20 protein-coding genes are annotated in these 23,721 nt (G+C 46.1%); 8 read left to right on the top strand and 12 right to left on the bottom strand.

Annotation, left to right across the window (positions count from 1 at the left end; genetic code table 11):
* Nucleotides 1–184: 184 nt before the first annotated feature.
* Nucleotides 185–1,771: a glucose-6-phosphate isomerase gene (locus F6J90_RS27670; RefSeq protein WP_293101021.1), complete on the bottom strand. Its 1,587-nt coding sequence runs from the start codon at nt 1,769–1,771 to the stop codon at nt 185–187.
* A 152-nt stretch (nt 1,772–1,923) separates the two neighbouring features.
* Nucleotides 1,924–3,132 carry a 1-deoxy-D-xylulose-5-phosphate reductoisomerase gene (gene dxr, locus F6J90_RS27665; protein WP_293101018.1) on the bottom strand — a complete coding sequence of 403 codons (1,209 nt, stop codon included), beginning with the start codon at nt 3,130–3,132 and terminating at the stop codon, nt 1,924–1,926.
* 386 nt (nt 3,133–3,518) lie between these two features.
* Between dxr and F6J90_RS27660 the strand changes: the two genes are divergently transcribed.
* Nucleotides 3,519–4,637, top strand: coding sequence for a PLP-dependent transferase (locus tag F6J90_RS27660; RefSeq protein ID WP_293101016.1), 1,119 nt, complete (start codon nt 3,519–3,521; stop codon nt 4,635–4,637).
* A 380-nt stretch (nt 4,638–5,017) separates the two neighbouring features.
* Here F6J90_RS27660 and F6J90_RS27655 read toward each other — a convergent pair whose 3' ends face one another.
* The 4 genes from F6J90_RS27655 to F6J90_RS27640 all read right to left on the bottom strand — a co-directional run bounded on the left by F6J90_RS27655 (nt 5,018) and on the right by F6J90_RS27640 (nt 9,121).
* Nucleotides 5,018–5,113, bottom strand: coding sequence for a hypothetical protein (locus F6J90_RS27655; RefSeq protein WP_293087521.1), 96 nt, complete (start codon nt 5,111–5,113; stop codon nt 5,018–5,020).
* 33 nt (nt 5,114–5,146) lie between these two features.
* Nucleotides 5,147–6,763 carry an ABC transporter permease subunit gene (locus F6J90_RS27650; protein ID WP_293101013.1) on the bottom strand — a complete coding sequence of 539 codons (1,617 nt, stop codon included), beginning with the start codon at nt 6,761–6,763 and terminating at the stop codon, nt 5,147–5,149.
* Between the two features lie 387 nt (nt 6,764–7,150).
* Nucleotides 7,151–7,918, bottom strand: a complete 768-nt coding sequence (locus F6J90_RS27645) for an ATP-binding cassette domain-containing protein (RefSeq protein WP_075897524.1) — start codon at nt 7,916–7,918, stop codon at nt 7,151–7,153.
* 282 nt (nt 7,919–8,200) lie between these two features.
* Nucleotides 8,201–9,121: a putative selenate ABC transporter substrate-binding protein gene (locus tag F6J90_RS27640; RefSeq protein ID WP_293101009.1), complete on the bottom strand. Its 921-nt coding sequence runs from the start codon at nt 9,119–9,121 to the stop codon at nt 8,201–8,203.
* 295 nt (nt 9,122–9,416) lie between these two features.
* Here F6J90_RS27640 and selD point away from each other — a divergent pair, with 295 nt between their 5' ends.
* From selD to F6J90_RS27620, 4 genes are all read left to right on the top strand, one after another.
* The gene (selD, locus tag F6J90_RS27635; protein ID WP_293101006.1) at nt 9,417–11,744 is read left to right on the top strand and encodes a selenide, water dikinase SelD; all 2,328 of its coding nucleotides are present in this window, start codon (nt 9,417–9,419) and stop codon (nt 11,742–11,744) included.
* Nucleotides 11,745–12,289: 545 nt separating this feature from the next.
* Nucleotides 12,290–12,430 (top strand): hypothetical protein, encoded by a 141-nt coding sequence (locus F6J90_RS27630; RefSeq protein WP_293101003.1) that lies wholly within the window; start codon nt 12,290–12,292, stop codon nt 12,428–12,430.
* Nucleotides 12,427–12,999, top strand: coding sequence for a Uma2 family endonuclease (locus F6J90_RS27625; RefSeq protein WP_293101001.1), 573 nt, complete (start codon nt 12,427–12,429; stop codon nt 12,997–12,999). Before F6J90_RS27630 ends, F6J90_RS27625 begins: the two co-directional genes overlap by 4 nt.
* A gap of 378 nt (nt 13,000–13,377) precedes the next feature.
* Nucleotides 13,378–13,554, top strand: a complete 177-nt coding sequence (locus F6J90_RS27620) for a hypothetical protein (RefSeq protein ID WP_293100999.1) — start codon at nt 13,378–13,380, stop codon at nt 13,552–13,554.
* A gap of 395 nt (nt 13,555–13,949) precedes the next feature.
* Here the strand turns inward: F6J90_RS27620 and F6J90_RS27615 are convergent, their stop codons facing one another.
* The 3 genes from F6J90_RS27615 to F6J90_RS27605 form a co-directional block, all read right to left on the bottom strand.
* Nucleotides 13,950–14,930, bottom strand: a complete 981-nt coding sequence (locus F6J90_RS27615) for a family 2B encapsulin nanocompartment shell protein (protein ID WP_293100996.1) — start codon at nt 14,928–14,930, stop codon at nt 13,950–13,952.
* Nucleotides 14,931–15,138: 208 nt separating this feature from the next.
* A complete protein-coding gene (locus F6J90_RS27610; RefSeq protein ID WP_293103224.1) occupies nt 15,139–16,368 on the bottom strand; it encodes a cysteine desulfurase in 1,230 nt (409 codons plus the stop codon).
* Nucleotides 16,369–17,845: 1,477 nt separating this feature from the next.
* Nucleotides 17,846–18,823, bottom strand: a complete 978-nt coding sequence (locus tag F6J90_RS27605) for a family 2A encapsulin nanocompartment shell protein (RefSeq protein ID WP_293100993.1) — start codon at nt 18,821–18,823, stop codon at nt 17,846–17,848.
* Nucleotides 18,824–19,404: 581 nt separating this feature from the next.
* Here F6J90_RS27605 and F6J90_RS43770 point away from each other — a divergent pair.
* On the top strand, nt 19,405–19,611 hold the full coding sequence (locus tag F6J90_RS43770; RefSeq protein ID WP_366513898.1) for a M protein trans-acting positive regulator PRD domain-containing protein: 207 nt from the start codon (nt 19,405–19,407) through the stop codon (nt 19,609–19,611).
* A 254-nt stretch (nt 19,612–19,865) separates the two neighbouring features.
* Here the strand turns inward: F6J90_RS43770 and F6J90_RS27600 are convergent, their stop codons facing one another.
* From F6J90_RS27600 to ndhC, 3 genes are read right to left on the bottom strand one after another with little or no spacing between them, the layout of a single operon-like run.
* Entirely contained in the window at nt 19,866–20,396 is a 531-nt protein-coding gene (locus F6J90_RS27600) for an NAD(P)H-quinone oxidoreductase subunit J (protein ID WP_293100990.1), read from the bottom strand.
* A complete protein-coding gene (ndhK, locus tag F6J90_RS27595; protein ID WP_293103221.1) occupies nt 20,389–21,135 on the bottom strand; it encodes a photosynthetic/respiratory NAD(P)H-quinone oxidoreductase subunit K in 747 nt (248 codons plus the stop codon). Before ndhK ends, F6J90_RS27600 begins: the two co-directional genes overlap by 8 nt.
* Nucleotides 21,132–21,494, bottom strand: coding sequence for a photosynthetic/respiratory NAD(P)H-quinone oxidoreductase subunit C (gene ndhC / locus F6J90_RS27590; RefSeq protein ID WP_070391734.1), 363 nt, complete (start codon nt 21,492–21,494; stop codon nt 21,132–21,134). The genes ndhK and ndhC overlap by 4 nt, the downstream gene beginning before the upstream one ends.
* Before the next feature lie 323 nt (nt 21,495–21,817).
* On the opposite strand from ndhC, the gene F6J90_RS27585 reads away from it, so the two are divergent.
* On the top strand, nt 21,818–22,165 hold the full coding sequence (locus F6J90_RS27585) for a rubredoxin (protein WP_293100987.1): 348 nt from the start codon (nt 21,818–21,820) through the stop codon (nt 22,163–22,165).
* A 463-nt stretch (nt 22,166–22,628) separates the two neighbouring features.
* Nucleotides 22,629–23,621 carry a photosynthesis system II assembly factor Ycf48 gene (locus tag F6J90_RS27580; RefSeq protein ID WP_293100984.1) on the top strand — a complete coding sequence of 331 codons (993 nt, stop codon included), beginning with the start codon at nt 22,629–22,631 and terminating at the stop codon, nt 23,619–23,621.
* The last annotated feature ends 100 nt before the right edge of the window (nt 23,622–23,721 follow it).

Below are 23,721 nucleotides of genomic sequence, written 5' to 3'. Positions count from 1 at the left end.
TGTCAAGAACCAATATACCCCGTCGGGCAATTCCCCTCTCGTTAAATCAAAGATTATAAGGGGAGACCCCTTGTCCGTTTAGTTGGGTTGACTAGGGAAGCCTGTTAACTAGCCTTAAATTTGACAGTTGGCTGTCAATGATTAACAGTCAACTGTCAACAAAAAAGGTGAAATGTGTATTAGCTTATACAGCACAAACTTTTAGACTACTTGGTTGCCCCAGATTCCCTTCTAAGACAATACCCCGCTGATTATAAGCCAGATGACGGAGCAATTTGTAAATCCCTTCAATTTGGTCAGGGGCTCCCACTTTCTCAGCTAACTCCGAAACAGATATGGCAGCACTTTCCTGGTGTAGTACCTCCATCACCTTTTTCTGTAAATCCAGAATGGCAGCGGCGGCTTTTTTACCCGCTTCTACCCCAGGTTGGTGATAGGCATTGATATTTACCAAGGATGCATAAAGACCAACAGCACGTTCATACAGGGCAATCAATGCCCCCACGGTTCTAGGATTGACCTGACGAATGCTTACGGTAATGGAATCCCGTTGATTTTCATACAACGCTTGCCGAGTACCTTGTAATAAACCTGATAGATAGTCTCCCGTAGTTACACCAGGTTCTACTTCTGGAGACTTCCCTTGTCGGTCTTCTAAGACTTCAATGAACGTGACAAAGAAATTGGGAACACCTTCCCGAAGTTGCTGTACGTAGGCATGTTGATCCGTTGAGCCTTTGTTACCATAAACTGCAATGCCCTGATAAACCGTATTGCCATCTAGGTCTTTTTCCTTACCTAGAGATTCCATTACCAGCTGCTGTAAGTAACGGGAGAATAGCAATAGACTGTCTTTGTAAGGCAACATGACCATATCTTTCTCCCCGTTACCATTGCCAGCAAAGTACCAGCATAGGGCAAGTAACGCTGCTGGATTGCTTTTGAGCTCGGGGCTACCGGTAGCGCTATCCATATCTTTAGCACCAGCCAGCATCTGACGGATATCAATCCCTTGTAGTGAAGCTGGAAGTAGTCCCACGGCGGACATTTCAGAGGTACGTCCTCCTACCCAATCGTACATGGGAAAGGTGGCTAGCCAACCTTCGGATTTTGCCAATTGATCTAGTTTGCTGCCAACACCCGTAATGGCAACAGCCTGGGCAGCAAAGTCTAGATTCTGAGACTCGTAGGCTGTTTTAACTTCCACCATGCCGTTACGAGTTTCTGGTGTTCCCCCAGATTTGGAGATGACTAATACCAGAGTGCTAGATAATCGGTCTTGGAGTCGGGTCAGGACAGTATCAATGCCAGCTGGGTCAGTATTGTCAATAAAGTGAATAGCCAAAGGAGGAGAGTCTAGCGCGAGGGCTTCAGCGACAAACTCAGGACCAAGGGCAGAGCCCCCAATACCAATGGAAAGAACATCTGTAAATTTTGGTGCCCTAGGGGGATGGATGGCACCCGTGTGGACATTTTGGGTAAAGGTTTCAATCTTTTCGAGAGTGTTGACAATGTCTTGTTGGAGTTCTGGAGTTGGGGCTAAGTCCGGGTCTCTTAGCCAGTAGTGACCGACCATGCGGTTTTCATCAGGGTTTGCGATCGCACCGTTGACTAGGGCATCCATATCCTTAAATGCCTTTTCAAACTTAGGCAGCATCGCCTCCACAAAGGCATCATCAAACCCCATACGGCTGATATCGAGGTAAAGCTCTAACCCTTCGTGGTAATAAAGCCAATCCTGATAGCGTTGCCAGAGTGCAGCGGCGTCCATAAGTAGCTCTCCAACTTCTGTTATTGTCCACTCACAAGTTTAAGGCAAGCACATAGCGTAAACTACCCCGACTGAACTAGCCCTTGACGTCGGGGCTATGCGCGACTGTTCCCAAAACGTTTGTTTGATTTTTGAGCAGGTCTTGAACCTAATCAACTTGTTGAAGCTAGAGGCTGCGGGAAAGTGATCGAATCCCGGAGCAACTTACTAGCAGCTAAAACTTCCTGTCTTGCCCATTGATCTGCTGTCAAGATATCGTCTAAGGAAGGATTGGAACAGTTATCAGCTTGGTGGCGATCGCATACAGATTCAATACAACGAGCAATATCCAAATAACCAATTTTCTCCTCTAGGAATAGGGCAACTGCCTGTTCATTGGCTGCATTCAATACCGCTGGCATCGACCCCCCAGCCCGACCAGCGGCATCAGCGATGTTCATACAGGGATATTTCTGATGATCCGGTTCCCTAAAAGTCAAATTACCAGCTTTCACCAAATCTAGTGGTTCCCAATCGGTATAGATCCGTTCCGGCCATGACAGGGCATAGAGTAAAGGTAAGCGCATATCCGGCCAACCTAACTGAGCTAATACTGAAGTATCTTGTAGTTCAATCAGGGAGTGAATAATACTTTGGGGATGGATCACAATGTCGATGTGGTCATAATCCATGCCAAACAGGAAGTGAGCCTCAATCACTTCCAATCCCTTATTCATCAGGGTGGCAGAGTCTACAGTAATTTTACGACCCATTGACCAGTTGGGATGCTTCAGGGCATCAGCCACCTTCACTGAAGCTAACTTGTCTACGGACCAATCTCGGAAAGCCCCCCCAGATGCAGTTAGGATAATCCGCCGCAATCCCCCTGCTGGCACTCCCTGAAGACACTGAAAAATTGCCGAATGTTCTGAGTCAGCTGGTAGCAGCTTAATACCATGTTTTTCCACTAAGGGTAGTACCACTGGACCACCTGCAATTAGAGTTTCTTTATTCGCTAAAGCAATGTCTTTACCCGCTTCAATAGCAGCAATAGTAGGCAACAAACCCGCACAGCCGACAATGCCAGTAACTACAGCTTCGGCATCACCATAGCGTGCCACTTCTACCACTCCAGCTTCGCCCCCTAGGAGGATAGGTTGGGGGTCAAGGTCAGCAATTGCTGCTTTGAGTTCTGGCAATCTCTCTTGATCACGAATTGCGGCAATCATCGGTCGAAATTGCCGAATTTGAGCGGCTAACATTTCCACATTGCGCCCAGCTGCCAATCCCACTAACTGGAATTGCTCGGGGTATTGATTAACAATATCGAGAGTTTGGGTACCTATTGAGCCAGTGGAACCTAAGAGTGTAATTTTTTTCACAATTTTTTTATAATTACCAACAACTCCCCTATCATACCGGGGCAATGGGAAGCCCATAAGTAACTCAACCCAATTAAAACGATTGGTAAATTTTTCTTATGGTACTGGCAATTTGGCAACAAACCTTAGTGAATATGGGTTTTGATTAAGTTTTACCCCTATTGTCAGTGATAAGCAAGTCTTATGTAATCAATCACACAATGTAGACGGGATTAATGGGGCATCATATGGCAAACATCAATCAGTGATAAGCAAGTCTTATGTAATCAATCACACAATGTCAACGCAATTAATGGGGCATCATAGGGCAAACATCTATATATGTATAGATGATTTGGTGTCTTCTCTATGAAAAGGTATTATCAGTGATTTGAGCAAAAGGTTGCATGAAAATAGAGACACTGGCAGTGCATGCTGGCCATCATATTGACTCAGCCACAGGGGCAGTAGTGTCCCCAATCTATCTATCTACTACATTTGAACGTCAGCCAGACGGCAGCTACCCTCAGGGTTATAACTACAGTCGAGACAATAACCCGAATCGGGATAGTCTGGAGAAATGCCTATCTAAATTGGAGGGGGGAGCAGCCGCCGCCGCTTTTTCTTCTGGTTCAGCGGCTACCTTGAGTATCTTCCAGGCTTTGTCCCCTGGAGACCATGTAGTTGCACCTCTAGATAGTTACACAGGAACCGGGTTTCTCTTGCGAGAAATTTTCGGACCTTGGAATTTGGAGGTTACTTTTGTAGATATGGCTAATCCTACCACAGTCATGGAGGCAGTTCAACCCAACACCAAGCTGATTTGGATAGAAACCCCTTCCAATCCGATGTTAAGGATTACCGATATCAGCAAGATTGCCCACATTGCCAATCAGCATAATGTTTGTTGTGTTTGCGATAACACTTGGGCAACACCCATTAGCCAACGTCCGTTGGAGTTGGGTGCAGATTTGGTTATCCACTCCACAACCAAGTATCTCGGTGGACACAGTGATGTCTTAGGAGGTGCCGTGATTACAAAGGTTGAGGATGAATTTTTTCAAAAAATTAAAACAATTCAGATGGCTGGCGGTTCAGTAGCCGCCCCTTTCGACTGTTGGTTACTGCTGCGGAGCATTCAGACCTTACCCTACCGCATGAGAGCTCATTCAGAAAATGCCTTGAAGGTGGCACGGTTTTTAGAAGAACACTCCAAAGTAGAAGCTGTTCATTATCCCGGATTGCCAAACCATCCAGGACATAGGATTGCTGCTGGTCAGATGAACCTGTTTGGGGGTATGATTTCTTTCCAGGTGAAAGGAAACAGGGAAAATGCCTTTGCCTTTACTGGCAAGGTCAAGATATTTACACGAGCCACTAGCTTGGGTGGTGTCGAGAGTTTAGTCGAACATCGTGCTTCTATGGAATTTCCTGGTACCAGAACCCCAGACAATCTGTTACGGATGTCTGTGGGTCTTGAACATACTGACGATTTACTAGAAGATCTTGTCCAAGCTTTAGGTTAGTGAGGCTAAAAAAGATGGGTAGTAGATAATAGGTTCTTCAGTACCTTTTATGCTAAATCGACAGTTAAACAACTCATAAAGCTTACTGTACAAGCGGTGCAGTGGCATCACGGGTGTTTCCCCCACTCGCGCTTTGGATCAAGACAGAAAACTTATGCTATTCAACTAAAAAATTTTTTTGAATAGGGGCTCTTGCCACTGCTCCGTTCGCGTTTGGCCGTAGGCCACGCGGGGCGCGTTCGCACAGCGTCTGGCTCTGCCAGTAAGCGTGGCTCACTTGCCTTAGCTCCCTTTTCCAAAGTGTTTAGCATCACAAGTACTGAAGAGCCTTTTTTATTCAGTTTTAACTTGGTTTTGAAGGCTCTGAGCATAATTCGTGATCATTCTTGTCTCCGTTGTCGAGATGGTGTTTTAATCCCTTGGATAATTCCTGGCTTTTCCCATCTAGCTAAAGTCCTGACGTTAACGCCTAGCAACTCAGCGGCTTCAAAGGGGTTTAATGTACTTGCTCAGCTGAGCGACCTTCTAGCGGCAGCACTCACCCAATCAACGAAAAAAGTCAAAAAGACAAAACAAAGCAGCGTCATCCCCACACTCCGATAATCAAAGCTGCTCAGTTGTTCGGTCAACAACACCCCTAATCCTCCAGCCCCAACTAATCCTACAATCACCGTCTCCCGCATACACACCTCCCAGCGATAGAAAATATAAGCCAGAAAACGAGGTAAATTCATCGGGAATATCCCATAGAGAAACAAGAGTGCTCCTGGAGTTCCTTGTGCTTTTAAGGCTTCTAAGGGAGGCTTTTCCAAATTTTCATTGATTTCTGCCATCAACCTGCCAAGGATGCCAAGATTATGCAATCCTAGGGCGATCGCACCAGGTAAAACTCCCGGAAACATGACAAACATCACCACTAATGCCCAAATTGGGGCAGGAATAGCTCTGCAAAACAGTAGTATGATCCTGGTGAATACTAGGATAGACCAGCCTTGTAAGGCAGCTAATCGGGAAGCTTTTGGACTGGGATTGAGCAATCCCCCTGGTAGCAAAAAATTATGGGCTGCCGGAAAAGACAGAACAATCCCTACAAGACCAGAACCAGCACTGGCCAGGACAGACATAACTAGAGTTTGTAGTGATAACTTCCACAGCTGCGACAAGGGCACAGCCTTAAAATTGAGGGGAAATGATGCTTGGGCAATGTCACCCAAGAGTTTTTGAGTTCGGGGAGACCAAAACTTGCTCACATCAGGACTGACATACAAAAACCCCAAACAGCACAAGGCCACTAAAATTAAAACTACTCTTAAATTAATCCGGCGGCGCAAGATGACACTACTGATGTCAATCACAGCGCTTAATAAAACTAGGGCATAGAAAAACGTCCATAGTTGTTCGTAACGCAGAGACTGTAAACTCAACAAGATCTCATAGCCCAACCCACCAGCCCCAACCAGCCCCAGTACAGTAGCTGAACGAATGGAACACTCAAAGCGATAGAGGGTGTAGGACAGGAGATTTGAAAAGGCTTGCGGAATGATACTGTAAAGAAAGGCCATCAAGGGGGACACACCACTACTGAGTAATGCCATCAAAGCACCCCGGGGCGTTTCATCCAGAATTTCTGAGAAGATCTTCGCGACAATTGCCCCATAGGGAATGGCGATGGCCATAATGGCCGCCAGAGGATCTAAACCCCAAATACTGACAAAAAAAATGCCCCAGATCATCTCATGAATCGCTCTGGGGAAAGCCAGCAGTCCCCGAATTCCCAGCCAGATGGGTTGTCGCAGAGTCCAGTGAGGAAAGACTGTCAACCACCAAACCTGGGAGGTGATAACTCCTGCCACCACGCCGAGCAAGATACTCAGAAAAGTGCCGCAGGCGGCATAAGCTAGGGTCGTGAGGGTAGCCTTCAGGGTCAGGTGCAGAAACTCAGGACTCACTTCGGGGTGCCAACTCGCCCGCAAGAATCGCAATAGTTGGTAAAATCCTCCCAGATTAATAAGATCTTGCTCAAAGATACCAGCTTTAACAAGCGCCATCCCGATAAAAATGACAAAACAAATTGCCCACAGCAGGCTGCGATTCAGTAATGGTGGACGAGATAAACTTTGAGTCATCTAAGTTATTGCAACGGATTTTAATAGTATTTTGGTTTCAAAGGAACAGGGAACATAAAACGGGTAACAGGCAACACAAATATAGATTTATATAATACTATAACACCCTAAAACTAGAGGTTAATAGACATACGAAAAAAACGAAATAAATGGTAGTGTAAATATGTAATTACTTAGCTTTACTGTAGTCAAAATTTAGAAAATTAATAGAACTACTTTGGTCACGCTAATATCGTTTATAAAATTCAAGTTTAAATCATCATTTTTGGAACGTTTAGTTTGATTAATTTGACTCGATTAAAGATGATTTATAGACCTCTAATGTGTTTTAATATTTACTCCAAGTGCTATATAATTGGAGACTGAAATGTTCCTAAAAATTTCAAACTATACATTCATCAGATCAGTCTCTGTAGCATATAATTTGTCGATCATGCTCTGAGACAAAACCCCTGGAGGAACATCAAAGACAATCTTTCCCCGTTGCAATCCCACCAAGCGATCGCAATGACTGCAGGCGAATTCGATAGAATGCAGACTAGTTACTAATGTCTTTCCCCCAGTTTCACTTATCTCCTTGAGCAAATCCATAATTTCCCGACTCATTTGCCTGTCCAGGTTAGAAATCGGTTCATCAGCAAGAATCACCTCAGGATTTTGCACCAGCACTCTAGCTAAGGCAACCCGTTGTTGCTGTCCTCCAGACAGTTCCTCGGTGGGTGCATAAAGCTTTTCGGGAATTCCTACCTGAGCTAAAGCCTTGAGAGCAGTGTCTACCTCTTGGGGAAACAATAAAGAAACAAGAGCTTTCATCAATGACCAGCGTCCTAAATGACCCGCATTAACGTTATGAATCACCCGGAGGTTATTGACTAGATTGAACTGTTGGTAAACGGTGCCAAGGCGACGCTGCACCTGACGCAATTGGCGCGGGGAGATTCTAGCTAGATTACGACCTAAGACCCAGACTTCTCCTTGACTGGGGAGTAAAATGCCATTGAGCAGGCGGATCAAGGTACTTTTACCTGCACCACTCGCCCCCACTAGGGCAACTCGTTCCCCAGGATAAATCTTGAGGTTAAGGTTAGTCAATGCCCGAAACTGGCCAAATTGCTGGGATACCTGTTTGAGTTCAAAGATAGGAATTTTAGTCATTGGTGATTAGTGATAAGCTCTTCAGCATTTGGCGTTGCTTAATATTGGAATGATTTTAAGAGTTTTGTGGAATGGGCATCTTGCCTGTTCCTGACGGTGCGACCCGTGGCGAATTTAATTCTTAATGGGTCAAGCGCACCTGATATTTTCGGGCGGGCAGGATGCCCACCCTACTCCTATTCATTCAAAGATTCAGCAACGTCACCTAAATTGCTCAAAGGGAACTAGGGAAAAGGGGATAAAGGAACGGGGAATAACCAATTTAAATGCACATCAGCTTATTTACTTAATCTTGCCAATTTTTCTTCCAATTGCCTCAATTTGGGCATAGTTGTCATTTTTTGTAGAAATAAATTTAGTAGCTCCAAATAAGTCAAGAATTTCTTTTTGCTCAGGAACATTAGGATCTAGCTTTAACAAGGCGGCTTGAACCCGCTCGACAAAATCATCCCCGTAGCGTTCTTTGACTTTAGGATTAATGACCCAGTGATAATCATAGTAAGCTGGAGTTCGCCAAATCAACTCTACTTTTTTTAAGTCCACATTTCCAGCTGCAACGCGACTCTTCCAGACCTGTTCGTTCAAGGCTCCTACCTTGTAGCTTCCTGCCTCAACCAATTGAATGGTGGCATCGTGGGATTTGGAAAACCCAACTTCACCTTTAAAATCGTCTAAGCTTACCCCTGCTTGTTGGAGAAAATACTGGGGCATCAAGCGTCCAGAGGTAGATGACTCACTGCCAAAGGTTAAGGTATGACCTTTCAAAACTTTTAAATCTTTAATGTCCTTAATGGGTTTGAGCCCGCTGCTTTTATTGGCGATAAAAACGGTGTGAAATTCAGCATCAATATCCCGTTGAGCGATCGCTTCAGCCTCTTCTACCTGTAACCGTGCTTGAACCCCAGTCAGTCCACCAAACCAGACCAGATCCAAGTCCCCCACCCGAAAAGCTGTTACCGCTGCTGCATAGTCAATCACGGGCTTGTATTCTACCGGAACCTTTAACTCTGCTTCTAGGTAAGCTGCAAGCTTGCCGTAGAGTCGCTGTAACTTTTCAGGATCTTGATCGGGGATTGCTCCAGTGGTAAAAGATTGCACCTCAGCCCCATTTCCAGACGAGGATGTAGAATCGGAGCTAGGGGAACAGGCAGTAACCGGTAGTAATAGAACTAAAATAAAACCTAGTAAGATTTTTTTGTTCATTGTTTTTTTTCTTGATCATCAAACTGTGAAGATTATACTTTGGCTAAGGTAAAAATTTAATTTTTTTATCCCAGATTCCGCCGATCAAGTTGTAGTATTAAAGTAATACGCTAATTCTGTGTAGCTTGGCGATTTTTTTTACCTATAAATAGTTAATTGGGCTCTATCGGTGTTTTATAAGCCACAGATAAAGCGTGATTATTACGTATTACACTGTCAAGTCTAGAATGTGGGTTTTATTGAAGCAAAATTAGATAAACTGAAGACAGCTTTTTCAATTTTTTCAACGGGTCTCATGCAGCCAGCTCCTCAACCGATCACCACAGATTTAGTCTTAGTTGGTGGTGGTCACAGCCATGCGATCGCTCTCAAAAAGTTTGCCATGAAACCTCTGCCTGGTGTCCGTATAACCCTGATTACTGACAATGCCCACACCCCCTATTCGGGAATGCTACCAGGTCATGTTGCCGGTTTTTACAGCTACGATGAAGCTCACATCGACTTGCGTCGTCTGGCGGTGTTTTCCAAAGCCCAGTTATATTTAGACCAAGCGATTGGTCTGGAGTTAACTGAAAAGAAAGTCATTTGTGCCAATCATCCTCCTGTTGCCTTTGATTATTTATCCATTGATATTGGCAGTACGCCAGCAACGGTTGGAACACCTGGTGCGGCTAAGTATGCGATTCCTGCTAAACCGGTTCCCCTGTTTTTAGCAGCCTGGGAGCAAATCGCTGCCCAGGTGGAACAAAATCCCATGGGCCCTCTCACCTTGGGTATTGTTGGGGGTGGAGCTGGTGGAGTAGAACTCGCCCTGAACATGCAAGCAAAATTGCATGGAATTTTAACCGATGCTGGTCAACCGACGGATAAGTTACAAATTCATTTATTCCATCGAGGCACACAACTGTTACCCCAGCACAATCGTTGGGTCCGGGGTCACTTAGAAAAAATTTTATTCCAACGAGGAATTAGAATCCATTTAAGGGAAGAAGTGAGTCAAATATCTGCTGATGCCGATCAATCCCAACCCCTCAAGGTGATCTGTGACTCTGGCTTAAAAGTTGAATGCAACCATGTCTTTTGGGTGACTCAAGCCTCGGCTCCCAGTTGGATTAAAGCCTCAGGACTAGCCACCGATGAGCGCGGGTTCGTTCTTGTTGCCGATACCTTACAGTCGATTTCCCATCCCCATGTCTTTGCTACTGGAGATATTGCCACCATGCAAAACTACCAGCGGCCTAAAGCTGGGGTATTTGCTGTTCGTCAGGGAAAACCATTATTTGAAAACCTGCGACGGATTGTCTTAGGGCAAAAACTGCTCCCTTACCATCCCCAGGCTCGATATTTAAGTTTAATTGGCACCGGGGACAAACAAGCGATCGCTTCTTGGTCATTTTTGGAGTGGCGCTCACCGCTGCTGTGGCTATGGAAAGACCAAATTGACCGCAAATTCATGGATAAGTTTGACGATTTACCGTCAATGGAAGCGGAAGAACCAAGCAGTAGGGGAGATCAAGAGTCCCAAAGACAAGAAGACAATCTCTCCAGTTCCCTGTTGCCATCACCGATTAGCAAACCCAAAATGCACTGTGCAGGCTGTGGTTCAAAGGTGGGTAGTACAACCCTAGAAAAGGTGATCAAACGGCTGCCGATCATGGGAGGAGCCGATATTATGATTGGATTGGGGGACCCAGATGACGCAGCTGTTTTGGAAGTGCCAGCCGGTCAACTGCTGGTACAGACAGTCGATTATTTTCGTAGCTTGATCGATGACCCCTATATCTTCGGTCAAGTTGCCAGCAATCACTGTTTGAGTGACATTTTTGCCATGGGAGCAAATCCTCAAAGTGCCTTAGCCATCGTCACCATTCCCTACGGGACAGACGAAAAGATCGAGGAAACCCTCTATCAATTGATGTCGGGAGCCAATAAAATCCTCCAAGACTGTCAGAGTCCCTTAATTGGTGGTCATACCACTGAAGGCGCGGAATTAGCCTTTGGTCTGTCCTGCAACGGGCTAGTTCATCCCGACCAACTTTTGCGCAAAAGTGGGATGAAACCGGGGCAAGTGTTGATTCTAACCAAAGCTATTGGTACAGGAACACTGTTTGCAGCTGATATGCGCTACCAAGCTAAAGGTCGCTGGATTGAGCAGGCCCTAGAATCCATGTTACTCTCCAATCAAACTGCTGCCCAAGTCCTTCTTGAATCCGGCGCAACAGCCTGCACTGACATTACTGGATTTGGGCTGTTCGGACACCTGTTCGAGATGGTAAAAGCCTCCCAAGTGGGAGTTGAATTAGACTTAGATGCCATACCGATTTTGCCAGGAGCCATAGAAACCGTGCAAGCAGGAATTACCAGTTCCCTACACCCTCAAAATTTACGGCTGGCTATTTACATAAATAATGCTACCCAGGTTGGTGATTTAGCCAAATACCAGTTGTTATTTGACCCTCAAACCTCTGGTGGACTCCTGGCTGCTATTCCAGCTGAAAACGTTGATGAATGTATCAAGAAGTTGAAAACATTTGGCCACAAGCAAAGCTCCTTGATTGGTAGGGTTATTCCTGCTCCGGAAACTATGCCAATTACCCTGAGGAATGTAGAATGTAGAATGTAGAATTGAGAATTGAGAATTGAGAATTGAGAATGCAGTATTGGGCATCTTGCCTGTCCTTAGTCATATCATGTCCGTCTAATCGCTTACGATAAAAATTATCCGCGTCCCCGCGTCCCCGCGTCTGGAGCGTCAGCCTTAATGATAAGTATTCAACCGGACATGATATCACTCTTAATTGCAGAAAAACCACAAAGGCACAAAGTTCACAAAGGTTTATCAGGGACTGTTGCAGCTATCTTCATTATCTGGTGGAACAGGCATCTTGCCTGTCATTAATATTGGTAAATTATTATCCTGTAGGGGCGGGTTCACCAATCCGGCAGACACATTGACAAATCAATTCGGTAAACCCGCCCCGGTGATACCGGTGGGGCGGGTTTAGCTCAATTATCTTGTGGTTGCCAAATTTCGGGTGAACCCGCCCCTAAATCAAGGGAGACAAATTGCATTTATAGGCGTACACCTATCGCATTATTAGATAATAATAGCAAAAAACGTTCAAAACACAAGGGAAGCGATCGCTCCATTTAGAAAGAGTTAGGGGAGTGTGGAATAGATTTTTTTCTCAGTATCCCCATCTCCCTTGTCTACCTTACCATTTACATGGAAGCAGCAACGATAAACGCTTCCCTATTCCCTATTCCCTATTCCCTATTCCCTATTCCCTATTCCCTATTCCCTCATGACAATTAGCAAAAGCCATACCTACTTTACACCGGAAGAGTACTTGGAAATTGAACGGGTTAGTCCCATCAAGCATGAATATCTTCAGGGTCAAATTGTTGCTATGGCAGGTGCGAGTAAAGCCCATGTCATTATCACAGGAAATCTCTCGGCTTTACTAGTAAATCATTTACGTGGTAAAGGTGGCATCTCTTATGCAACTGACATGAAGCTTCGCTTGCCCTCCTTAAATCTCTTCTATTACCCCGATTTAGCTGTAACCTGTGACGACAGGGATCGCTACTCCAATGAAGACTTTATTATGCACCCCAAACTGATTATTGAAGTGTTATCAGACTCCACCGAAGCATTTGATCGAGGTGAGAAATTTGCCGACTACAAGACAATCGCAGAATTTGAGGAGTATGTGCTACTCCACCAAAAACAAATTCTAGTGGAGCAATTCCAGCGTAACTCAAACAATCTGTGGGTTCCCCAGATCTATCGAGCCGGAGACACAATCAAGTTTACCAGCATTGGCTTTTCTTGTGCGATCGCCAAGCTCTACGAAAATATTGAGCAGCTGTTTTGACACTCCCCGGTCTAAAGACGCGGGGATTCCTAGATCTACGACCGGCCTTAAACCTCCGTATCCTTGCGGCAATACCTAAACCAAAAACCCGTCAAGACCAAGATTTCAGTTCAGTTTACGCGCATACCCAGCGGGCTAGTCTCCTTAGACGTTTGGTTACTTTTTGGTGAGTGCCTTATAGAGTCCGTTACTCCCCTGTTTCACCTGGTTTCGGCGTGCCGGAGACGAAACCTTAGAAGAGTGGAGCCTTAATAAAAAAGTTTTAACCCTTTTATGCATAGCCTGTAACCCTTAAAGGCTCCACTCTTCTTACGGTAACTTCTAACCCCGCCGTACCGTTGTTTTCTCAAGCTGTGCTTTGCTGGGTTCACACACCGATTGTTAGTCGTTCGCGTAGCGTGGCCTACGGCCAATGATTGGGTTTTTAAGGAGGACTTTCCCTACCCTCCGGGCATTTCTTCTTTAAGGTCAAGCAGTGGCGGGTCTCTGACCCGGTTGCGCCAAGGCCAAAGGCCACGCTACGCGAACGGATTTTCAGCCTGTACCCATATCTAAATAGTACCCTTTTGCCAAAATAGTTGAGACGGGTGGCTTTAGCCACTATTCGCTTTCATCCCCGCTTTAAAAAGACGGGGTTTTCAGCGTTTAGACGCTGATAAGGCTTTTCCTAAGTCTTCGCCGAGCTCATTATCATCATCATCCGTACCAATATGCTGTTGAATAGTTTTGTCAGTCAACCAGAATCTTAAGTCATCTATAGGCGCACATCTATCCTGCTACCAAAGTAAACCGGGACAAAATTCCGACAAAGAATAGCTCAATTGTCCAAAAGCTGAAGCCCTTGCTATATAAAGCGTCCCACCTTAAGTTCGAAGATATCTATCTAATTCTAAAATAATAATACCAGAAAACGTTGCAGAACACAAGGGAATTTCCCTAACACCTAACACCTAATCATAGTAGCAACCAATATCTACATTTTCTAGTACCCCCAAAGCATCGGGAAGCAGCACGGCGGCGGAAAAGTAAAGGGTGACGAGGTAGGAGGCGATCGCCTTCTGGTCAATGCCCATCAACCGTACGGACACACCTGGAATCTCTTCATGTTCGCCAATCAAACCTGTTTTACGTAGCCCTACCACTCCTTGCTGCGCTTCACCCACGCGCATCAGCAGAATATTGGATTTGCCTTTGGCATCCACGGCAAGTTTGTTACTGGCAATAATGGGAACCCCGCGCCAGGTGATAAAGGGAGATCCAAACAGGTTCACTGTGGCTGGGGGAACCCCACGACGAGTGCATTCCCGACCAAAGGCAGCGATCGCCTTGGGGTGAGCCAAGAAAAAGGCTGGTTGTTTCCACACCTTAGCCAGGAGTTCATCAAAATCATCTGGGGTAGGGGGGCCTGTGCGCGTTGAGAGTCGCATGGAAGGATCCGCCCTGTGGAGTAACCCAAAGGCTCGGTCTGGATCACCATTGCCATCGTTGTTGACAATTTCCCATTCCTTGCGCTCCCTTAGCGCTTCAATAGTCAAGCGCAACTGCTCTTGCAACTGATCTCTGGCATTGCTGTAGAGGTCACTGACCCGGGTATGCACCCGCACAATCGTTTGAGCCACCCTTAAGGGATATTCCGGCGGATCATCGTCGTAGTCAACAAAGGTTTGGGTGAGGGTGGGTTCCCCTTCGTGACAACTTAAGATGTCAATGTTCTTTTCTCCGTCATCGTTTGCGGCAAAACCCTCTAAAATCCTGACATCCCGTCGGTTGACACGGTAAGTCCCCCCTGACACTTCAACCCAAGGCAATAGCTGGAGCAACCAGCGTGGTGAAATGGCCCGCATTTGCAGCGGGGATTTCATGGTGCAGGCTAGTTTCTTGGCGGCCCGAACACTTACACTCTGTTGTGGCCGCTCCGATGTGTAAACCATAGAATCGGTTCTCTTAAACGATTAGGGTCTAACGGTAAACGGATCTAATTCCTAGGATTCCTATATATAGTGTTTTTAAAATTAAATAAACACTATTTTATTTAGAAAATCCCTTGTCAACAAGCCCAATAAAGCCTGGTTTATTGAAAAATACTCCCAGTTTATTGACAAGATGCGTTTACCCTGATTACGATATTTGGATTGAGTTTTAAGATAACTGGTGTTTTGCTTTTTTAATTGCTGCGATCAGCTTATCTACTTCTCCAAAGGTGTTGTAAAACGCTAAGGAGGGGCGCACAGTGCTAGTCAACCCAAACCGTTTCAGGGTGGGTTGGGCGCAATGATGTCCAGCACGTACGGCAATGCCTTCACTATCCAAGAATTTCCCCATATCCTCTGAAGAAATATTCTTAAGGGTAAAGGACAACGTACTGACCTTACCCGCTGCTGTGCCAATCTGGCGCAATCCTGGAATAGCAGCCATTGCCGCTGTGGCATAGGCCATCAATGCTTCTTCATGTTTAGCCGCTGCTTCAAAACCAATTTGATTGAGATAGTCAATGGCTGCCCCTAAACCTACGGCTGCCGCCAGGTTGCCGGTACCTGCTTCAAATTTAGCTGGAATGTCGTTAAAGGTGGTTTTTTCAAAGGAAACAGACTCAATCATGTTGCCACCACCTTGCCAGGGGGGCATCTCTTTGAGTAAAGCTGCCTTGCCATAGAGAGCACCAATACCAGTCGGGCCAAAGAGCTTGTGACCGGAGAAAACATAAAAGTCAGCCCCCAGGTCTTGAACATTGGTTCGGAAATGGGGAACCGATTGAGCCCCATCGACCACAACCGTAGCACCATGGCGATGAGCCATAGCTGCCATGGTTTTGATGGGCAGCACTGTTCCCAACACATTGGAAACATGACTCAGGGCAACGATACGGGTGCGATCGCTGAGCAGTTTTTGATATTCCTCCAGTAGGATTTCCCCTTGATCACTAATAGGAGCAACCTTTAACACAGCTCCTTTCTCTTGGGCTAGCATCTGCCAGGGCACAATGTTAGAGTGGTGCTCTAAGGTAGTGAGCACAATCTCATCCCCAGCTTTAACATGCTTGCGACCATAGGCTTGCGCCACCAGATTAATCCCTTCGGTCGTACCCCGTACAAAGACAATTTCCTTGGCTAAACTTGCGCCCAGAAACCGTTGAATTTTTTCCCGAGCGTCTTCGTAGGCATTGGTAGAGCGCGCCGCTAGGGTATGAGCCCCTCGGTGTACATTGGAATTATCCTGCTCGTAGAACTGGGATAGGGTATCGATCACGCTCTGGGGTTTTTGACTGGTGGCCGCATTATCCATCCAGATCAGTGGCTTGCCATGAACCTGCTGGTGGAGAATTGGGAAGTCTCGCCTTACCGCTTCCACATCAAAGCCATCCTGGGGCAGTTGCGAGGTTTGTTGCTCAGTGGAAGGCTTGGATGAAGTTGACTCTGCCGGTTTTGAGTCTGGCAAAAAGTAAAACTTAGGTGTGCTTCCAGGGGGCAGGGGCACCGCTGCTGGAGGTTCGGTTAGAGACTGATGCAGATCTGCTTCACTCAGAGGAATGCGACCAACCCCTTCTTCTAAAATGGTCAGGAACTCGGCACCGGGTAGCATCTCAACCTGAGGTAGAGCCTCGCTCGTGCTCCGTCCCCCAAGTTGTTTGAGGTTTTGGATTTCCCCTTCCCCTTGACCTTGTAGCTCACGGCTTTGGGTTTCTATTGCCCTTCCAATTTGTTCGGGAGCCACCATGTTGCTACCTGCTGCTGACCCATCCGGTAGGGTAGAAGCATCAGAGCTCATGGTTGGAGACAGATTCGGCAAAAAGTAATAATCGGGGGAACTTTCATCAAATAAAGACGCAGGTTGGCAAGAAGCCGGTGTTTTACCCTGGATATCAGGAGAGGATTGTTGACCCACTGCACCAGCTTGTTCAGGGTTTAGCACCGTTTTAGCTTTTGGTTCAACCTCCAATCCTACCTGTTCAGGGTTCTGCAATGCTGTACTGGTAGATTCTGCTGCTCCCATCTGGTCTGAGCCAAATTGAGGGGAAGCTGGAAGAGCAGGTTTGGTTGGCAGAACGGCTCCCATGCGTTGCTCAAACAGACGCTGTAATTCGGCTGAGTTGGGTAGGAACTCGCTGAGGCTGAGATCCCCCATCCCTGTCATGCCATTTTCACTGCTTGGAGATTGACTGGGTACTTGACGCCCTGGCCGATTGGCTTCGGTAGCAGTGCTGGGTGCAGTTGTGCTTTTGGTTGCTGCCTCACTGGTTTGAGTCGGAGACAAGTTGGGGGTTTGTGCTGAGGAGATCTTAGGCATTAAGGCAGAGCCAGAGGTATCCCCCTGAGGCACTGACGTTAATGGGGCAGATGTGGGTGTTTTTCCCTGGAGATCAGGAGATTGCTGACTAGTTCCAGCCATCTGGTCTGGGGTTGACCCGCTGGACAGCTGCTGTTGAGCTTCAGCTCCCAATAGGTCTAGGCTCTCCAGACCAGACATAAGTGGTTGAGCCTCAGAGATGATTGGGTCTATTATTTGGCCTAGACCCTGTAGGCTGGACAGCTGCTGTTGGGCATCAGACAGCAATTGCTCTGGACTTTGCCCACTAGTGGTCTGCTGGGCTTGAGCCTCTGGTTGCTTGGGACTCTGGCTGCTGGATTGGGGTTGAGCAAGCGCTACGGGTTGACTTGAACCCTGTCCAGTCAGCATTTGTGGTATCATGCCAGCCATTGCCTGTGGTGAGGTTAGCGGTTCGGGTAGCTGGGCCAAGAGCTGATTCAATATTTGATCTAACATTTGGGGATCGGATAGATCCCCTCAGAAAGAACTTTCAAGGGGTTGACTGTTCTGAGGCGATGGGGAAAGATTTAAACCTTGTTGTTCAGTCATAATTATGGTAGGTCGTAATATCTACGTTCTCCAGAACGCCCAGGGCGTCGGGCACGAGGCAGGCTACGGAAAAATAGATGGTAACCAGGTAAGTGGCAATCCCCTGGTCACTGATCCCCATTAAGCGCACGGACACCCCCGGCACTTGTTCCCCAGGCACGCCAGTTTTTTGTAGACCCACCACCCCTTGGGCGGCTTCGCCAACTCGCATCAGCAGAATATTGGTTTTGCCCTCGTTTACCTTCAACTTATTACTGGGAACTACCGGAACCCCTCGCCAGGTGATATAGGGTGAACCAAATAGTTGAACGGTTGCAGGAGGAACACCCCGGAGCGTACATTCTCGACCAAAGGCAGCGATCGCTTGGGGGTGAGCTAAGAAAAATGCTGGCTGTTTCCAGACCTTTGCCAATAGTTCATCAAAGTCATCCGGTGTGGGTGGCCCAGTACGAGTGGAGATGCGCATAGATGGATCTGCGGCATGGAGTAAGCCATAGGCTTTGTCGGGATCACCATCACCATCATGGTTAATAATGTCCTTTTCCTTACGTTCCATCAATCCTTCAACGGTGAGGCGCAACTGCTCTCGCACCTGATCCGTGGCATTGCTGTAGAGATCACCGACTCGGGTATGAACCTTCAAGATTGTCTGGGCAATACTCAAAGGATACTCCCGAGGTTCATCGTCGTAGTCAACAAAGGTTTGGGTGACGCTGGGTTCGCCTTCGTGACCACTTAATATTTCAATGTTCTTTTCCCCATCATCGTTCGTGGGCATCTCTTCTGTAACTCTGATATCTCGGCGGTTCACCCGGTAAGTACCACCTGAAACCTCAACCCAAGGTAGAAGCTTGAGCAGTAAACGTGGGGTCTTCCCCCGCATTTGGGGCGCTGTTTTAGTCGTCGTCGCTAAATTACGAGCTGTTTGAGTACTTAAGCTTTGTTGCGGTTGGTCTGATGTATAAACCATCTCTTAAATTCAAGCAGTACATTAATTTAATTCACCTGGATTAATATACTATTCTCCTGACGCGGACAGCAATTTAGAGTAAACAAATCTTTTATCTTGTTAGGTAATCGGTAATATTTCTTAATTAACCATGGCTTATTGTGCTTGTTGACAAGGGATGTAAGGATTCAGCTATCAGCTATTAGCTATTAGCTTTGGGCCAAGGCTCACGCTACGGTAATGGCTCAGGGCTGACGGCTGACCGCTGAACGCGCACGCGTGCGCGTAGCGCATAGGCTGAATGCTTACCAAGGGATTTTCTACATATAGTGTTTATTGAATTACCAAAACACTATATAATGAAATATTGCACAACTACAAAAAACTTAATAACGGCAGTGATAACAATCAATTTCAGTACTTAAATAGTCAAATATTATCACTTTTACCTGTTCCCCGTTCCCTGTTCCCTAGTTTTACAGGTAAATTTTTAACTTGGTGCAGTATCTAAGTATACTCAGCTCTTGTACCTGATCATACAAAAATAAAAACCTAGCTCATTTAACCAATGCATAAGTATATCTAACCAGGGCTATTTCATTGTGGAAAATGCGCTCTTTGTTTATCTAGTCCAAACTGGCACCATCTTTGTGCCTAAGCTATATTTGAAAAGTAATCAGAATGAAAGATATTTAGAGCAAAGTTACGAGCAACGGCAAAGATTTAAGGTAACTGATGCATCCAAATACGTGAAGCATTTCACCAACAAGCAGCATTTTCGACCTTGCTTGTCAGTCAATATAATATAAGGCATCTTGCCGGTTTTGTGTGAAAGACTTTGTGCAAAATTTATCCCACACTCACAGTTGGCCGTAGGCCATGGGTGGTCGATCACGCTTGCAGATTTGGGGCTTTTTTTCCTGGAAGCTAAAAGCTGATCAGGTCATCGAGAATCCTAAGTAAGTTGATTTCACTATAACCAATCAGCCCTCTTAGGGAGTGAGCAAAGTGCGATGTTGAGTTTGCGATCGCATCAGGGAAACGATCACAAACTCATAATTAATCAATAAGCATCCTGTAATTCGTAGAAGTCCGGTGATATATAATCCTTCCGCAAAGGCCAACCCACCCAATCTTCTGGCATCAAAATCCGCTTCAGGTTAGGGTGTCCTTCAAAAACTATACCGAACATATCGTAGGTTTCCCGCTCCTGCCAATCAGCAGCTTTCCATATCCAGTAAACCGAGGGAACCTTAGGATTATCTCGCGGTAGGAAGACTTTTACACGCACTTCCTCAGGCTGATCAGTATTATCACTGACTTTAATCAAGTGGTAAAAGCTGACCAAGTCTGCCCCAGGACCAAAATCATAGCCTCCTTGACATTGGAGGTAGTTAAACCCATAGGCGTACAGAGCAGTAGCAATGGGAAGCCAGACCTCTGGTTCAACTTTGAGTACCTCAACCCCTAGGTGATCCAGCTCCATGAACTCATGCTCAAAACCGTTTTCCTTGAGCCATCCCGAGACTTTTCCCGCTTCAACTATCTCAGAGGATTGTGTGGTTTGCTCTACTGGTTTTGACTCTTCAGCCACGCTCTACCTCCTGCTTTTGATAGGATTTGAGTGCTGGTGGTACTGCTATTCCCATATCCTCGGTCAACTGTTTGGGTGCAGTATAGCGATCCTCCGATTGCAGGTACTTACCAGTCAAAATCTCTGGTACCACTTTCATGTTGTGAGTGGTGCTGTAGTAACGGTGGGTTTGCTTGAGCTGACCACGCTCCTGAATCGACTCGTTAGCCACCTTTTTGCGCAGCTTGACAATAGCATCCATGATTGCTTCTGGACGAGGGGGACACCCAGGTATATAGACATCCACTGGAATCAATTTATCTACACCACGGACTGCTGTTGGAGAATCAACGCTAAACATGCCGCCAGTAATGGTACAAGCTCCCATGGCAATCACGTACTTCGGCTCTGGCATCTGCTCATACAGACGAACCAGTGCTGGTCCCATTTTCATGGTGATGGTACCCGCTGTGATAATTAAATCTGCTTGCCTGGGGCTAGAACGAGGAACTAAACCAAAACGGTCAAAGTCAAACCGCGACCCAATCATTGCCGCAAATTCAATGAAGCAACAAGCGGTACCATACAACATCGGCCAGAGGCTGGAAAGCCGCGCCCAGTTGTAAAGGTCGTCTACTGTAGTTAAGATTACATTTTCCGATAGGTCTTGAGTGATTTGGGTTCGCTCAATCGGGTTAAGAATTTTGTTTGTTTGCTGCTGTTCTATAGCAGCACTATCCGTTTTAACATTAGAGTTCATGACCATTCCAAGGCTCCTTTGCGCCAAGCGTAAACCAGAGCAACCACAAGAATTGCAATAAAAATTAGGGCTTCCACAAATGCCAGTAATCCCAGGCGATTGAAGGCGACAGCCCAGGGATAGAGGAATACAGTTTCAACATCGAAAATCACGAACACCAGGGCGAACATATAATAACGAATGTTGAACTGAATCCAAGCACCCCCCACTGGTTCCATACCAGATTCATAGGTGGTGCGCCGCTCTGGCTCCCGATGGCTAGGTCGCAAAAGCTTGGAAGCCGACAGGGCTAGTAAGGGAACTAAGCTGCAAGCTAGTATGAAGCCTAAGAGATACTCGTAACCGCTAAGAACAAACACAATGGGTCAGTACCAGGTAAAAACTGGCGTTAGTACTTCTTTACAAACTTTATTATAGGTGGTCTGCCCTTTTGAACGGTGGTAATGGGTCAGTGGTTGGTTCTCAAAAGCCAATGACTACCATAGACTTCAATGTTGATCGTAGTTGATCGTACTCCCTGTGCCTAGAAGCCCCTACCCTATAAAGGGTTCATCAAAAATCGGGTCAGGCATCGGGCAGAAACTCCTGAGCTTAAATCGAAAGTTAAGAAAATCTGACACTTAGTGTGTGATAATATTTTTTAACATAGTTATTAAGATTTGCTGCTTAAGCTTACAGAGCAATGACTGAACGAGCCCCAGAGCAAACCCTAGCTGAACAGGCACCCAGCAGCTATGAATGCCGTGCGTGTGGCTATGTTTACGATCCAACCAAGGGAGATAGTAATCGCAATGTTCCAGCTGGGACATTATATAAGGATTTGCCAGATGACTGGCGTTGTCCAGTGTGCAACGCTCCGAAAATTCAGTTTATTAATATTGGTGCTGTTAATGCCCCGTCTGGATTTCAGGAGAATCTTAACTATGGATTGGGTGTTAACCGCATGACACCAGCACAAAAAAACCTTTTAATTTTTAGCGCTTTAGGATTAGGCTTTTTGTTTTTTCTGAGCCTTTACGGTTTGAACTGAAATCAGGGCAGTTGGCTTGTCTTTTGCACTTGAGCAACTGCTGGTAAGTCCTAATCAATGATTATCCGGAAGTTTCCGGTTTGTCGTCAGGTAACCCTTGTAAAATTGCCGTAACAGCCACAGAAGCTTGAGATTTGGGAGTCTCAGATAAAGACTCCAGAAGCAATAATCGAGCTGAGAGTCATTGAAGTATCAAACAACAGTTAAGTTGTTCTGTAGTAAATGCATTGGCTGTAAGCAAAAGCGCTTTTGGGATTTTCCTGCAAAGCCAAGAGAGATACCTCCTTGTCAATTGTTAATTGACGTGCTATACACGGATTCCGGCATCTGCCGGGAATTACCGGGTTAAATGTATCTGGCATCACCAACGCTTAGATCTAGAAGCCATCGCCCTTGGTGGGGTCTGAAAACCTACGGAGAACGCTGCCATACTCAAGAAGTTCTGGGAATAATGAGATATTTGATGAAAACGCTGAAACAAATTTTAATATTACTGGCGGTGGCATTAATTTGTGTCAGCTGCAAATCTCCTTCATCCATAAGCTACAATCCTTGGGCGGTTATTTCCTTACCCACAGAAACAACCATGCAGGACATTGGCTTTACGGGGGATCTTAGTCATGGATGGATTGTGGGTAGCTATGCCACAATTTTTGAGACTAAGGATGGCGGGAATACATGGCAACAGAAAGGCTTGGATCTCGGAGATGAAAATTATCGCTTCTCCTCTATAAGCTTTGCTGGTGATGAGGGGTGGATTGTTGGTCAACCCTCGATCATGCTCCATACTACTGATGGGGGTCAATCTTGGTCTCGCATTCTATTAAGTGAGAAGTTACCAGGTTCACCCAACAGAATCCTGGCTCTGGGACCCAACTCAGCAGAGATGACCACTGATGTTGGCGCAATTTATCAGACTAAGGATGCTGGGAAGACCTGGAAAGCACAGGTGGAACAGGCGGTCGGAGTCACCCGTAATATTTCCCGCTCTGAAGATGGTAGTTACGTAGCTGTGTCTGCTAGAGGGAACTTTTACTCAACTTGGGATCCCGGTCAGAGTGCTTGGTTACAGCATAATCGTTACAGTTCCAAGCGTCTCCAGAATATGGGGTTTACCCCCGATGGTCGTCTGTGGATTCTTGCCCGGGGTGGTCAGGTACAATTTAGCAGTGCCGAAGACCTAGAAAATTGGGAAGAACCGATGTATCCGGAAGTTTCCAATAGCTTGGGATTACTTGACTTAGCCTATCGCACACCCAATGAAATTTGGGTAGCAGGTGGCAGTGGTAATTTGCTTTGTAGCTTTGATGGTGGAAAAACCTGGCAAAAAGACCGGGATCTTAAGGATGTTCCCTCCAATTTTTACAAAATCGTCTTTGTAACACCAGAACAGGGGTTTGTCATTGGTCAGAAAGGAATTTTACTCAAGTATGAGCCCCCTACCCAGGAAGCTTAAGGCTTGGAAATCCCTATGATCGATGCCAGTCAGTTTCGTTTTATGTTTCAACATCGAAGATGTAGAAAAAAACGGCACTTAGAACTATTATAGTTATGGA

Origin of the sequence: Moorena sp. SIOASIH (genome assembly GCF_010671925.1) — a bacterium.
Lineage (GTDB): Bacteria > Cyanobacteriota > Cyanobacteriia > Cyanobacteriales > Coleofasciculaceae > Moorena.
The sequence above is the reverse complement of the archived record's forward strand: the minus strand, read 5'-3'. Positions and strand labels throughout refer to the sequence as shown.